We start from the raw sequence: 14,310 nt of genomic DNA on the forward strand, positions 1-14,310 counted from the left end.
ATCTTTTTACTGATTATAACAAAAATAAACTATTTTAACTCAAATAAAACATGAGTATGCCTGCAGCAATGGCAACGTTGAGACTTTCTGCCTGCCCTTTCATGCTGATGTGGACCAATTGGTCTGCCTGGTCTGTCATGAATGAACTAATGCCTTGACCTTCATTTCCCATGACCAAGGCAAAATCCTCTTGACGAGCCAGTTCACGATAATTTTTAGAGTTTTGTGATAAGGTGGTGGCTAGAATGGGCAAGTGATTCTTTTTAGCCTCTTCAACAAATGTTTCAACAGGCATACGATAAATCGGCAAATGAAAATGGCTACCCTGCATGGAACGAAGTGTTTTGAGGCTGTAGATATCAGCCGACTTGCTTGAAACGATGACTCCAGAAAAACCTGCTGCATCTGCCGTCCGAATCATAGTCCCCACATTTCCAGGATCCTGCACATCTTCTAAAAAGAGATACTTTCCTTGGCTCAAATCTGGTAACTGATCCTCCTCCTTTTGAACAATGGCAACAATGCCCTGAGGTGTTTGGGAATCTGCTAAATCGAGCAAGATTTCTTCGGTTACAAAAACAGTCTGAGGATAGGCTACTAATTTCTCATCATACTCTGCAAGGGCAAATATTTTCTCAATCTTTGCACCAGCCTGAACGGCTTCTTCAAACAGATGCCATCCCTCAATCAGATATGAGGTTTTCCGGTATTTTTTTTGATGTAATTTTTTGGCATTTTTCACCACAGAATTGGCTTTAGAGGTTATAATAGTCATAGAAATATTATAACACAATCAAGGAGGTTTGGTATGCAAAAGGTTAAAATGATCGCCCAAGGTCGCGTCCAAGGAGTGGGCTTCCGCTGGGGTGTCTATACCCTAGCTCTAGAACTAGGTGGCATTACGGGTCGTGTCTGGAACAACGATGACGGAACCGTTGAAATTCTTGCCCAAGCAGAGTCTTCAGCCATCATGGCTAAATTTATCCAAGAGATCCGAAAAGGCCCTACCCCATTCTCTAAAGTAACCTATCTTGATGTTCAATTGAGTAACTTTCCATCTTATTCAGACTTCAAAGTCGCAAATTAGGTCTCTAGAACTATTGTATATTTTCCAAAAAAACAGTAGAATAGAAAGGTATAATTTTTAAAGAAGGAATAAAAACAGTGAAATCAATTAAACGAATCGCTCTCTCAGTCATGGGAGTGGCTATGCTATTAGTCTTGACAGGTTGTGTCCAGGTTGATAAATCAACAGGACTCCCAACTGGACCCGTTTGGGATTTCTTGGGTGCTCCAATGGGAGAAGCTATCAAATACTTCGCTAATGATCAAGGTCTCGGTTTCGGTGTTGGGATCATCATCGTAACCATTATCGTTCGCTTGATTATCCTCCCACTTGGTATCTACCAATCATGGAAGGCGACCCTTCACTCTGAAAAGATGAATGCTCTCAAGCACGTCCTTGAACCACATCAGACTCGCCTGAAAGAAGCAACGACACAAGAAGAAAAATTAGAAGCTCAACAAGCTCTCTTTGCTGCTCAAAAAGAGCACGGCATCAGCATGTTTGGCGGCGTGGGATGTTTCCCTATCCTCATTCAAATGCCTTTCTTCTCTGCTATCTACTTTGCTGCCCAACATACTGAAGGAGTTGCCCAAGCAAGCTACCTAGGAATTCCTCTAGGCTCACCTAGTATGATTTTGGTTGCCTTTGCTGGTATCCTTTACTATCTTCAATCACTCCTTTCTTTACATGGAGTTGAGGATGAAACTCAAAGAGAACAAATCAAGAAGATGCTCTATATGAGCCCTCTCATGATTGTCGTGTTCTCTGTCTTCTCACCAGCCAGCGTTACACTTTACTGGGTTGTCGGTGGTTTCATGATGATTCTTCAACAATTTATCATCAACTACATCGTTCGTCCAAAACTTCGTAAAAAAGTACGCGAAGAATTTGCTAAGAACCCACCAAAAGCAAGCAAAACTTCAAGCACTCGTAAAGATGTAACCCCTGAACCAGCAACAGCTATCACAACTTCTAATAAGAAGAAAAACAAAAAGCGCAATGCTGGTAAACAACATTCTAGATAAAAAATAAAAGGCTTAGCTTAAATGCTGAGCCTTTTCTATAGTCAAAAAGAGGCCGAGAAAAAATTCCGACCTCTTCTTTCATTTTATCCATGTACACGTTTCATGTAATCTTGATAGCTTTCTGTATCCATCAATTCCTTAGCATTCTTAACACGATCTGCTGTTGGAGGTTTAACTCCTTCAAGTGAATACGGAATCCCAAGCTCACGCCATTTGAACTCACCCATAGTGTGATAAGGCAAGATTTCAAACTTATCAACATTTTTGAGAGTTTTTACAAACTTACCAAGTTCAATCAAATCTTCATCGCGGTCTGTCAATCCTGGCACTAGCACGTGACGAATCCAAACAGGTTTACCGATTTCTGACAAGTACTGAGCACAAGCCAGAATATTTTTATTGGTTTGACTGGTAACAATCTTGTGTTGTGCTTCGTTGATTTCCTTGATATCAAGGAGAACCAAGTCTGTCACGGCCATTAACTTGTTGAACTTTTCTAGATAGCGTGGTTTGTTACGGAATGGAAGGGCACAAGTATCCAAGGTACAGTGGATACCTTTTTCCTTTGCCTTAGTAAAGAGGGCAATCAAGAAATCAATCTGCAAGAGGGCTTCTCCTCCACTGACTGTGATACCTCCCTTGTCACCCCAGAAACCACGATAACGAAGCGCTTCTTCTAGAACATCATCTACTGTTCGTACACGAGATTTATTTGTTTCCATAGCCCAAGTATCTGGGTTATGGCAATATTGGCAACGCATCTGACAGCCTTGCAAAAAGACAATAAAACGAATCCCAGGGCCATCTACCGCCCCAAAACTCTCTGTCGAATGCACCATTCCTGTCACTTGTCCATAGTCAATTATTTCCTCAGACATATCGTTACCTTCCTTGAAAACGTTTTATAGTCTTTATTATACCATGACTGAAAAGAAAAACCACAGATTTTGCCTATTTTTTAGAAAACAATCTGTTTTTCACTTTCAACTTTCATGATTTTCAAAATATTTATTAATCCTTGTCAAAATCAAAGCCATAGAGAGTCGCAAAATAGTCCTCTGGTCGCTCGGCTCGGCGGATCAAGCGTGCTCCACCATCCTCTGTATATAGAATTTCTGCCGAACGAAGCTTGGCATTGTACTGGTAACCCATAGAGAAGCCATGCGCACCTGTATCATGAATGACTAACAAATCACCAATTTCTGTTTGAGGTAGATCACGATTAACTGCAAACTTGTCGTTGTTTTCACAAAGAGAACCAACAACATCAACCACTTCAGTCTGACCATCAGGATGCATCATATTGGTGATGTGGTGATAGGCGCCATACATAGCTGGTCTCATAAGGTTAACAGCTGAGGCATCTACTCCTAAATATGTACGGTAGGTTTTCTTTTTGTGGGTTACTTTTGTGACTAAAATTCCATGAGGTGCCAACATAAAGCGTCCTAGCTCTGTAAAAATCTTAACTTGACCAAGACCTGCTGGTGTGAGGACTTCCTCATAAACCTGACGAACTCCCTCACCGATTACAGCGATATCATTAGGCTCTTGATCTGGGCGATAGTTGACCCCGATACCACCTGAAAGATTGATAAAGTCCAGTGAAATACCTAACTTTTCCTTGATTTCTACTGCCAATTCAAAAAGCTGACGTGCTAATTCTGGATAGTAGAGATGGGTCACTGTATTGGAAGCTAGGAAGGAATGAATCCCAAAGGTTTTAACTCCCTTTTCTTTCAAGATGGCAAAGACTTCAAAAAGCTGTTCCTTAGTCATCCCGAACTTAGCTTCACCAGGATTATCCATAATGTCCGTACCCAGTTCAAATACTCCACCAGGATTGTAACGGCAAGAGATAATTTCAGGGATGCCTGCTGCACGTTCCAAATGGTCAATATCTTCAAAGGCATCCAAATTAATAGTCGCCCCCAATTCTCGCGCATAAGCATATTCTCTATCTGGGGTGTTATTAGATGAGAACATCATATCCGCCCCTGAAAACCCAAGCTTGTGACTCATCAAAAGTTCAACATAACTGGAACAATCCACTCCACATCCTTCTTCTTGTAAGATTTTCAAGATGGCTGGAGTTGGCGTTGCCTTAACTGCGAAGTATTCTTTAAAGCCCTTATTCCAAGAAAAGGCTTTGTTTACTGCACGTGCTTTCTCACGAATCCCTTTTTCATCGTAAAGATGGAATGGGGTTGGAAACTCCCCAACAATCTTTTCTAAGGCTTCACGTTTAATAAATGGTGTTTTCATAGGACTCCTTCATATTCATTATCAAAGAAAGGCTGGGACGAAAGTTCCAACCTTTGTATTTCAAGTCAATTCTTATTTTTCTGTATCAAAGATATTTCCAACTTCAACAGCAATTTGTTGGTTCTTCACATCAATGTTCGTGACTCTCAAGAGTGACTTGTAGTCGAACTGTTGTTCACGGTCTTCCTGTGCATTATCAGCAAAGACAGCTACACCAGCCAACTCTGAATCAAACTCAGACAAGAGGCTAATCATCCCGTTAATGGTTCCTCCACCCTTCAAGAAGTCATCGACGATCAAGACACGACTTCCTGCTTTGAGGCTACGTTTTGAAAGGAACATCTTTTCGATACGGTCACTAGAACCTGAAACATAGTTGACACTAACAGTTGAACCTTCAGTGATTTTCAAGTCGCGACGGACAATGACAAATGGTACGTTGAGGACATTTGCTACCGCATTCGCAAGCGGAACCCCTTTGGTCGCAACAGTCATAACGGCATCAATCTTCTGATCCATAAAGCTCTTAGCAATAATGCGACCGATATTTTTCAAAATAGCTGGAGTGCTCAATAGGTCAGATAAATAAATGTAGCCACCTGGCAGAATGCGGTCACTCTCTGAAAGTTTATCACGAAGCTCTTCGATAATCGTTTTAGACTCAAGGGTAGAGATCGATGGTGTAAAAATAACACCACCACCAGCACCTGTCACCGTTTGAATATGACCGATTTCAATTTCTTCGAAAGCACGTTTAATGATGACGATATCTTCAGAAATAGACGATTTGGCAGATTCATACTTTTCCGCAAAGGTGTTGAGACTGGTTAATTTGTATGGATTGTTAATCAAGTAATTGGAAATGACAACCATCCGATCACTTCTTCTTAATTTCATTATATTTTTACCATTCTTTTTTATTTAGTCTTTTTCTCATTATATCACACTAAAGCAAAAAAACGAACTTTATTGCCTAAATAAAGTTCATTTTTTTAGTTTCTAGTCTAATTTTGGCTTGTAGAAGGAACGATTGTCCATAGCAAATACTTTATTGGTCATTTCTCCCTTATCAACAAGGGCCAGAGCTGTTGTCATCATCATCATGCTGGCATCCAAATTATCAATCATATGAATAATTTCTGCTTCCATCACTCGAGGACGAACTGGACTACCATACTCAAGGAGACCATGATGACTGAGAATGACATGGCGAAGAAGTACAACCTCTTCTCTGGTATCATCAATGCCAAGTTCCATTACCGCTTTGGTAATTTCGCTATCAATCAGAGCGATATGACCGATAAGGTTTCCTCTTACTGTGTACTCTGTCTGGTCAGGACCTGTCAACTCAATAACCTTGGCAAGGTCGTGCAACATAATTCCCGCATAGAGCAAGCTCTTATTGAGCTGAGGATAAATATCTGCAATTGCTTCTGCCAAACGAACCATAGTGGCAGTATGGTAAGCAAGACCTGTCTCAAAAGCATGATGGTTAGTCTTAGCAGCTGGATAGGAGTAGAATTCCTTGTCATATTTGGTGTAGAGATTCCGAACAATTCGCTGCCAAATTGGATTTTCAATTTTAAAAATCATCTGCGCCATATACTCACGAATCTCTTTGGCATCTACTGGAGATTTAACCTTGAAGTCCGCTGGGTCATTGGGTTCCCCAGGTTGTGGTAAGCGAAGGGTGATTTGATTAACCTGAGGCGTATTGTTGTACACTTCACGACGACCTTGCATATGGACTACTTTCCCTGCTGTAAAGGTTTCAACATTGTGGGGTTGAGCATCCCAGAGCTTCCCTTCGATTTCTCCACTATCATCTTGGAAGGTGAAGGCTAGGTAGTTTTTCCCAGCACGTGTCTGTCTCAAGTCAGCTGACTTGATCAGGTAAAAGCCTTCAAAAAGCTCATCTTTCTTCATGTGACTAATCTTCATATTCTTCCTCATCTTCTTGGAATTGGAGCAAATCAAGCGCAGGCTCACCTTCTGATAACTCAATGTGACGAAGCGTTCGCTCGATAGCTGTAGTACGACGGTTTAATAAATCATCAATATTGCCAGAGGCATGTTGGAGGTGTTTTTGCGCTTTAACCAAAATACCACCAAACTTGCCAAATTCGGTTTTGACACTAGCAAGGGTTTTACTGATATGGTCCGCACTCTTTTGGATATTAAGGGTCTTGAAACCAACCGATAGGGAGTTTAGGAGGGCTGACAAGGTACTTGGTCCTGCAACGATAATCTGCTCCTCCCGTCTCAACTCATCAAAGAAAGCAGGATTGCGAACAATTTCCGAATAGAGTCCTTCTGTCGGAACAAACAAGACTCCAAAATTGGTTGTCCGTGGCGGTGCCAGATACTTGCTCTTGATATCTTTAGCAAAACGTTTAACACTTGCTAGGAGAGACTTACGACAATGCTCAATCTCTTCCTTATCACCTGCTTCATAAGCTTCTTCCAGACGGTAATAATCTGCCAGTGGAAACTTAGAATCAATCGGTAGATAGACATATTCCTGGTCACCTTGTCCAGGTAACTTGATGGCGTATTCCACACGTTCACTAGAGTTTTCAACTGTTGCAAATTCTCGTTCATACTGGGCAGGTGTCATGATATCTTCGATAATCTGTCCCAGTTGTAATTCTCCTAGAATTCCTCGCGTTTTAGTTCCAGAAAGGACTTTATTAAGCGCACCGACATCTCGCGCCACCGTCTGCATTTCTCCAAGTCCTCGGTTGACAGATTCCAGTTGCTTGGAAACTGTCTCAAAAGAGGCCTGCAAGCGTGTCTGCAAGGTCTTTTCTAGCTTTTCCTCAACCGTTTGGCGCATCTGTTCCAAACGTTGCTCATTTGATTCCTGCAAGGCCTGAAGGCGTTGGTCAGTCTTATCTCTTGTTTGGAGGAGGTTTTCATTCATCTCCTGTCGAACCTGAGTCAGACCCTGATGCAATTCGATACGCACTTCCTGCAAGCGATCACTGACAGCCACTTCAAGATTTTTTTGATCAATCTGACTAGCTTGTCGAGCTTGTTCAAAGCGATAATCCAGCTGGTCTGAGAGATTATCTGCCTGATCTTCTAAACTCTTGGTCAAATATTGCTCCTGCTTGTCCTGCCTTTGCCAAATCAGAAAAAGCCCGGCTAGGTTAGCAATTAATAACAGTAGTAATACAATCTCCATCCTACCTCCTGTCCTTGCTATGCAAGACAACCACATAGCCATCTGGGCAAGTCACTGACACTTCCCTATCTATATATTCGTTAGAAGCGTAAACTTTCTTAAAGAAAAAATTCTCCTCTGTCAGTTCATACTTGGCACCGAGTATTGTCAAACGACTATCCCTCACAGGCATAAAGGCCAAATAATCATAGTCCGAACGTGGTTCTAGCTGACTGGTCCCTTCTGGGCAATAGCTAATCAAATTTTGCCCATCCTCAATCTCTATTTGACGCATATAGGGCGCCAATTTAGGATTGCTAGGCAGAAAGACATTGGCCAGCATATGGTCGATGCGACCACCTAGGGCACCAAAAATGGTCACTCGAGCTTGAGGATCCTTTTCAAAAACCGTTAAAAGTGCTAATTCCAGATCCGTATCATCTTTTTCTGGCTGGGCTTGGACAAAGTGATGAGCACGCTTTTGAATCAACTGACGTTCTTCTACAGTCACAGAATCAAAATCCCCAACGGCTATAGTAAGAGGAAGTTCTTCCTCCAGTACCCAGAGTGAGCCACGGTCCACACCGACAAAGCAATCAAAATCTATCCTATAATGTCCACAGTCTCCACCAGCAAAAACTGCAACTTTAGTCCAGTTGTTTTCGGAGAGCTTGCACTCGTTCATTGACATCTCCCTTAAAGACATAGGATCCTGCTACAAAAACTGTTGCACCAGCTTCCTTGGCTTGAGCAATCGTTTTATCATCAATCCCGCCATCGACTTCAATTTCAAAGTTCAAATCTTTTTCCTCGCGAAGGGTCACCAACTCACGAATCTTATCCATGGTTTCTGGCAAAAAGGCTTGTCCACCAAATCCAGGGTTAACCGTCATGACCAAGACTTGATCAACTAAGTGAAGCACGTGCTTGATAACCTCAACAGGTGTTCCAGGATTGATAACAACCGAAGGTTTAACACCGAGAGAACGAATCTTTTGAAGAGCGCCATGGATATGAGGTGTTGCCTCTACGTGAATGCTGATGATATCCGCCCCTGCACGCACAAAATCTTCTAGATGGTGTTCAGGATTAGAGACCATCAAGTGGCAATCAAAAACCATCTTGCTATGGGGGCGAAGGCTTTCGACCACACCTGCACCAAAGCTGATTTGTGGCACAAAGTGACCATCCATGATATCGATATGGGCATATTCTGCCCCAGTTTCTTCTAGGCGTTTAATTTCACGTTCAAAGTTGGCATAATCTGCTGCCAGAATTGACGGAGCAATCTTGTATTGAGACATAGGTTTCTCCTTATTTTGGTATTTTTTTGCTGACTTTTTTATAGGTTTCTCTACGATTTTCAATCTCACTGAGGAATTGCAAATAGTTGTCAAAACGGAAGGTAGCAATAATCCCCTCTTCTACTGCTGGTTTGACTGCGCAAGATGGCTCATGGGTATGAGTACAAGTACGGAACTTGCAGTCTCGGCTAACAGAAGCAATTTCTGGAAAGGCCTGATTAAGGTCTTCTGCTGTTGTCACTTCATAATCCAGCGATGAAAATCCTGGCGTGTCTGCGATTTTCCCACCATTGAGATTGTAAAAACTAACAGCTCGAGTAGTATGGCGACCACGACCCAGACTGTCTGAGATTTCTCCTGTTTCGAGATTGAGGTCAGGTGCAATTTTATTAAGAAGGGTTGACTTCCCAACACCTGTTTGCCCCATAAAGACTGTAACCTTGCCTGTTAACAAAGGAAGGAGTCCCTCTTTACTGGTCACAAAGTCGTAGCCGATATCACCATAAGTCTGTTCATAAAAATCCAGTTCTCCTCTATCTTCCAACAAATCCATTTTGGAAATATAGACGATGGGATGAATGCCCTTGTGCTCTAAAAGAACCAAGAAGCGATCCAGCAAGTTGCTATTAAAGTCAGGTTCTTTAACGGACATAATGACAACGGCTTGGTCAATATTGACAATGGGTGGACGAACCAGACTATTTTTTCGTTCGTGAATCTTGAGGATATAACCCTCGGAATTTTCCTCCGCAGAAAAATCTACCCAATCTCCAACATAGGGCGTATGGCCTTTTTTTCGAAAATTCCCACGAGCGCGTGTTTGATAAACCTGGTCCTCACTCTCCACATAGTAGAAGCCAGCCAAGGCTTTAATGATTTGTCCCTGCATCTTAGAGTCCTTGTCCTTTAAGCGCATCTGCTAGACTAGCAAATTCTTCTAAGCCAAGAGCTTCACCACGTATACTTGGTGACAAGCCTGCCTGGTCCAAAGCCTTGGTCAGCTTATCCTTGATTTCCTCAGTTTTCCCAAAGTAACCAGTCAAGTTGTTCCACAAGGTCTTGCGACGATGAGTGAAACTAGCCTTGGAAACCTTAAAGAAGAAGTTCTCATCTTCGACCGCAACCGCCGGTTCTGGACGGCGTACCATTTTCAGGATAGCTGAGTCCACATTTGGCGCTGGGACAAAGACTGTACGAGGCACGATAAAGGCAACCTTAGCTGTCATGTAATACTGAACTGCAATCGATAAACTTCCGTATGCCTTGGTATTCGGTTGAGCGGAAATGCGATCCGCCACTTCTTTCTGCATCATGACCACAAACTCACTAAACGGAATGCCACTTTCAATCAAGTGCATGAGAATAGGCGTCGTGATGTAATAAGGCAAGTTGGCTACTACCTTAATTGGCAGGTCAGGATTTTTAAAATTCTGGATATGTTGCGCCAAATCAACCTTGAGAATATCCTCGTTGACTACGGTCACATTATCAAAATCACGCAGGGTATCTGCCAAAATTGGTACTAAACGGTGGTCAATCTCAAAGGCCATAACTTGAGCTGCACGCTCAGCCAGAAACTCGGTCAAGGCACCAATACCTGGCCCGATTTCGATAACATTGACCTGGTCATCAATTTCAGCCGTATCCACGATTTTTTGAAGAATATTGGTATCCGTCAGGAAATTTTGTCCGAAGGATTTTTTAAATGTAAAACCGTGACGCTCCAGCACTGCCTTGGTCACGCTATAATCTGCAATTCTCATTTATTCTCTTTTCTATTTATTAGCTAAAAATAATATATAAAACCCACATAATTCCTAGTGCCAACAAAATCCAAAACACTAAAAGAACACGAGGCTTGTTCCCTTTTGAATCAGATCCAGTCATATCAAGCACTTTCTTATCTTCTTGGGGGTTCGTTTTCTTCAGTTCATCCTGATAGGCAACCGAATCTAGAATATTGTCTTCTGGCAATAATTCTGAAGCATAATAGTCAGGAAAACCCATAGCAAGACCAATTAAGTTCTTTTCAGTCAAAGAAAAATCTAAATCTTTGGGTTGATTTTCCCGAATAGCCCGTATATTTTTTAACAGTTTATCAGAAACAACAGACACTTGGTCCATAAAAACAACATCTAAAGGATCAAATCCGAGCACATCACCATCTTTTACGTTTGCAAGAATATAACGAACAAAGGCATCATATAGTTGCACGGATTGCGGGGCATTTTCTTCTAAAAAAGATCGGTTTTTGAGGGCATTCTGCTGGAATTTTTCAATAGAAAGCAAGATAGCTACATTCTGCTCTTGGTAAAATCTTTCTGCTTGCTCTTCATCTTCTTCCAGTTTTTCTGCTGTTTCCCAGAGAGCAATCGGAGCTTTTAAATCTTCTTCATCCCAAAACAATTGCCAAAAATAGGGTATTGTGTAGATGCCTTCTGTTAAGATACGAGCTTCATCTCTGTTTTTTAAGTAAATATAACTTCTATTTGCCATATCATTTCCTTTCACAACCTTTGAAAAAGGTTAGTGGTTCAAGTAGGATGTAGATAAAACTATATAGTTTCCCAATGTAAAGAAACTCTCTAATCTTTAGCGCTGCCTTCTAGTTCCTCACCAAGCTTTTGCATCTCTTTAAAAGCTGTTAGGCTAACATAGGCACCCGCTTCATAGTATTCCGTTGGATTAATGGCATAGTCAAAAACTTCAATCATGCCTCCTGCTTCTTCAATCATGCCATTCCATTTTTCATCAAAGACCATTCGCAGACGTTTCCAATCAGTAAATACAGGCACAGAATTTCGCCCATCTTTTCCTTCTTTAACTGGAATGTTGAAACTAGAATCTTTTTCTAAAACGAAGGAATTTCCTTCCTGACTATCGCCCTTAAATTCCGAAGCCGCATCTAGAGGAATTAGGAATTTAGCTTTCGGCATAGCTTCTGAAAAGAACTTATAATAGAGCTTATAAATTACTTCTTCATCTTCTGTCGTCGGGCTATCCAATTGTCCCATCAACAACATCCATCTTACTAGGTCAGGATTCATTACAGGAACTTGTATTTCTGGTAAATCAGAAAAATCTGGTTTTTGGACTAAGGCTGAAGCACTGATGCTGACTTCCTTGGAATTAAAGATTGCTCCCAAGGCACCATTTAAGTAAAAGGCTGTCCCAAGGAAATTCTCAATCCCTTTTTTATCTTCCGTATTTTCAATCAGTTTTACAACTGAGTTTGGTCGACTATCGATGGTTTCCTGAAATTGGCGATACCAAGATGGGGTCAAAAGCATAATCATGGGATCCGTACAGAGATATCCTTCTTCGCCCCTGTCATAGGTCGTGGAGAAAAGGTAAGGTTCGCCCGTTTTTTCAGAATAAACTGCATAAACCGAATCTGCTGCTAACAACTTGTCTTTGACGATTTCCGCTAGACGTTCCAACTTGCGAGTGTTGGCTTGATAGCTTTCTTCGCTTTCAATTTCCTGATTTTGACGGCATTTCCATAAAAAGAGACGTAAAATCTCTACGCTATCATCAAGACTAGCTGCCAAATAGTCTTCATTCGTCAATTGACCCTCTTGAATGGCTACAAAAGCACGATACAGAGCATCTGAATAGCTTGATAATTTTTGCTCTTCCTCAACACCTGAACTAAAGATCACACTTCCTTTTTTCAATTTATCCAAAGAAGAAAGCCTATCAACCACTAGATGCGCGAGAACTTCATCAGTAAGACTATCGGCATCTTTGTTTTGACTGCTGAGCTTTTTAACCTCTACAGAGCCGAGAGCTTCCATTCCTTGGTCAGGATTGCAAAATTGCAACTGTTCGCCAACCTTGAGAGTCCCTTCTAAACTCCCAACGATCAATAATTGATTCTTTTCCTTCATCGGGAACAAATCTAGAACTCCAATACATGCATTGTTTTTAGATTCTTCTCTTTCTTTCTGTGCTTCACTTATTTCAGTTGCCTCTGCAGTTTCTGTCTTTTTTAAAAAATCAAAGATTCCCATAACTTTTCCTCATTGTCTCCACTTAGCGCAAATCCTATGGAGTCACTTTTCTAATGCTTGCTACCAAGCCTGATTAAACCGTATATGATTACTTCTATTGTATCATATTCCCCCTACATTTTGGGGGAGTTTCTCAATCCTCATAAGATTTCATGGCATCTTCAACTTCAGCTAAACTGATACCAAACAATTCCAAACGCTTGAGAAGTTGTTTGCCATTGGAATAACCAATACGAAGGCTTTCTCCTAGATATTCTCTGCGTTTTCGACTATCTGATCCAGCCAAAAATCCCAATCGAATCAAGTCACTGCGGCTAATATCAAAGTCACTTTCCGCTTCAAATTGCTCTGTGACTTGTTCCAGCGCTGTTTTCAAGTCTTCATAACTGGCATGTTCGATTCCTAGGGAACGTCCTTTGGTCTTGGACTTTGGCACTGCCTCATCACGTTTGAGAAAAGCGTGTTGAACTGTTGGAACAGCCGTCATAATCATCCGGCGAATGCGTTCCCCATTAAAGTCAGGATCTGTAAAGACAATCACCCCATGACGTTGGTGTAGACGTTGGATTCGTTCAAGATCTTGCTCATTGATAGCGGAGCCACGAGTCTCATAGGTCTCCACATCAAAATAACGTTTGAGATTGGCCGTATCATCACGCCCTTCGACTACGATGACTTGGGAAATTTTCTTTTTCATGATTTACGTTCCAGTCCAAAAATTCGTTCTGCATTTGCACTTGTCGCAGCAGCTAATTCTTCTGTTGTCATGCCACGCAAATCTGCAATAAAGTCCACTACATAGCGCGTGTATGCTGTCTTGTTTTCGCGACCACGTTTGGGAACGGGTGCCAAGTAAGGGGCATCAGTCTCTACCAAAATCTTATCCAAAGGCAATTCTTTGGCCGCCTCTTGAATGTCTGTCGCTTTTTTAAAGGTCACCACTCCAGAAAAGGAAATGGTCATACCTAACTCCACAAACCTTTCAGCCCATTCCAGAGAACCTGAGAAGGAGTGCATGATGCCACCACGGGGACCGACTCCCTCACTTTTGATAATTTCATAGGTATCTTCGAGCGCATCACGAGTGTGAACTACAAAAGGTAAGTCCAATTCCTTTGATAGCTGAATCTGACGACGGAAAACCTTCTCTTGAACTTCTTTAGGCGCTGTCATCCAGTGATAGTCCATTCCAATCTCACCCAAGGCTACCACTTTAGGATGTTTGAGCTTGTCCAACAGGTATTTCTCAACGTCTTCTATATAAGTCCCTGCTTCCGTCGGATGCCAACCAATCGTCGCATAAAGTTGGTCATATTCTTCCACCAATTCCAAGGCACGTTCAATGGTTGGTTTGTCAAAACCAACAATATTCATCCGAGTCACACCCATTTCAGCTGCTAAGGCTATTTCTTCTGCTTCTCTTCCTGAAAATTCTTCCACATTCAAGTGGGTATGTGTATCAAAAATCATT

The 14,310-nt window shown here is 41.7% G+C and carries 16 protein-coding genes; 2 read left to right on the top strand and 14 right to left on the bottom strand.

Annotated features, from left to right (window positions below; translation table 11 throughout):
* Positions 1-34 precede the first annotated feature (34 nt).
* Positions 35-775 (bottom strand): RNA methyltransferase, encoded by a 741-nt coding sequence (locus RRU92_RS00450; RefSeq protein WP_315639875.1) that lies wholly within the window; start codon positions 773-775, stop codon positions 35-37.
* A 33-nt stretch (positions 776-808) separates the two neighbouring features.
* On the opposite strand from RRU92_RS00450, the gene RRU92_RS00455 reads away from it, so the two are divergent.
* Together RRU92_RS00455 and yidC are read left to right on the top strand one after the other, a co-directional pair.
* Positions 809-1,087, top strand: a complete 279-nt coding sequence (locus tag RRU92_RS00455) for an acylphosphatase (protein WP_001174501.1) — start codon at positions 809-811, stop codon at positions 1,085-1,087.
* 77 nt (positions 1,088-1,164) lie between these two features.
* Complete coding sequence (gene yidC / locus RRU92_RS00460; RefSeq protein ID WP_045762702.1) at positions 1,165-2,091, top strand: membrane protein insertase YidC; 927 nt, start codon at positions 1,165-1,167, stop codon at positions 2,089-2,091.
* 83 nt (positions 2,092-2,174) lie between these two features.
* Here the strand turns inward: yidC and pflA are convergent, their stop codons facing one another.
* The 13 genes from pflA to RRU92_RS00525 form a co-directional block, all read right to left on the bottom strand.
* A complete protein-coding gene (pflA, locus tag RRU92_RS00465) occupies positions 2,175-2,969 on the bottom strand; it encodes a pyruvate formate-lyase-activating protein (RefSeq protein WP_001287990.1) in 795 nt (264 codons plus the stop codon).
* Between the two features lie 133 nt (positions 2,970-3,102).
* Positions 3,103-4,356, bottom strand: a complete 1,254-nt coding sequence (locus tag RRU92_RS00470) for a diaminopimelate decarboxylase (protein ID WP_315639877.1) — start codon at positions 4,354-4,356, stop codon at positions 3,103-3,105.
* A gap of 72 nt (positions 4,357-4,428) precedes the next feature.
* Entirely contained in the window at positions 4,429-5,253 is an 825-nt protein-coding gene (gene purR, locus RRU92_RS00475; protein WP_049528290.1) for a pur operon repressor, read from the bottom strand.
* Between the two features lie 102 nt (positions 5,254-5,355).
* Complete coding sequence (locus RRU92_RS00480; protein ID WP_075232254.1) at positions 5,356-6,297, bottom strand: 3'-5' exoribonuclease YhaM family protein; 942 nt, start codon at positions 6,295-6,297, stop codon at positions 5,356-5,358.
* A complete protein-coding gene (gene rmuC, locus RRU92_RS00485; RefSeq protein ID WP_315639879.1) occupies positions 6,287-7,543 on the bottom strand; it encodes a DNA recombination protein RmuC in 1,257 nt (418 codons plus the stop codon). Before rmuC ends, RRU92_RS00480 begins: the two co-directional genes overlap by 11 nt.
* A 1-nt stretch (position 7,544) precedes the next feature.
* Entirely contained in the window at positions 7,545-8,207 is a 663-nt protein-coding gene (locus tag RRU92_RS00490) for a thiamine diphosphokinase (RefSeq protein WP_075232256.1), read from the bottom strand.
* The gene (gene rpe / locus RRU92_RS00495) at positions 8,170-8,826 is read right to left on the bottom strand and encodes a ribulose-phosphate 3-epimerase (RefSeq protein WP_075232257.1); all 657 of its coding nucleotides are present in this window, start codon (positions 8,824-8,826) and stop codon (positions 8,170-8,172) included. Before rpe ends, RRU92_RS00490 begins: the two co-directional genes overlap by 38 nt.
* A 10-nt stretch (positions 8,827-8,836) precedes the next feature.
* A complete protein-coding gene (rsgA, locus tag RRU92_RS00500; RefSeq protein WP_075232271.1) occupies positions 8,837-9,715 on the bottom strand; it encodes a ribosome small subunit-dependent GTPase A in 879 nt (292 codons plus the stop codon).
* Between the two features lies 1 nt (position 9,716).
* A complete protein-coding gene (rsmA, locus tag RRU92_RS00505; protein WP_315639882.1) occupies positions 9,717-10,589 on the bottom strand; it encodes a 16S rRNA (adenine(1518)-N(6)/adenine(1519)-N(6))-dimethyltransferase RsmA in 873 nt (290 codons plus the stop codon).
* A gap of 19 nt (positions 10,590-10,608) precedes the next feature.
* Positions 10,609-11,322, bottom strand: a complete 714-nt coding sequence (locus tag RRU92_RS00510) for a dimethyladenosine transferase (protein WP_315639883.1) — start codon at positions 11,320-11,322, stop codon at positions 10,609-10,611.
* Positions 11,323-11,411: 89 nt separating this feature from the next.
* Positions 11,412-12,839: an SseB family protein gene (locus tag RRU92_RS00515; RefSeq protein ID WP_315639884.1), complete on the bottom strand. Its 1,428-nt coding sequence runs from the start codon at positions 12,837-12,839 to the stop codon at positions 11,412-11,414.
* 133 nt (positions 12,840-12,972) lie between these two features.
* Positions 12,973-13,536, bottom strand: a complete 564-nt coding sequence (gene rnmV / locus RRU92_RS00520) for a ribonuclease M5 (RefSeq protein ID WP_315639886.1) — start codon at positions 13,534-13,536, stop codon at positions 12,973-12,975.
* Positions 13,533-14,309: a TatD family hydrolase gene (locus tag RRU92_RS00525; RefSeq protein ID WP_315639888.1), complete on the bottom strand. Its 777-nt coding sequence runs from the start codon at positions 14,307-14,309 to the stop codon at positions 13,533-13,535. Before RRU92_RS00525 ends, rnmV begins: the two co-directional genes overlap by 4 nt.
* Position 14,310 lies beyond the last annotated feature (1 nt).

Origin of the sequence: Streptococcus sp. DTU_2020_1001019_1_SI_AUS_MUR_006 (assembly GCF_032340315.1) — a bacterium.
Lineage (GTDB): Bacteria > Bacillota > Bacilli > Lactobacillales > Streptococcaceae > Streptococcus.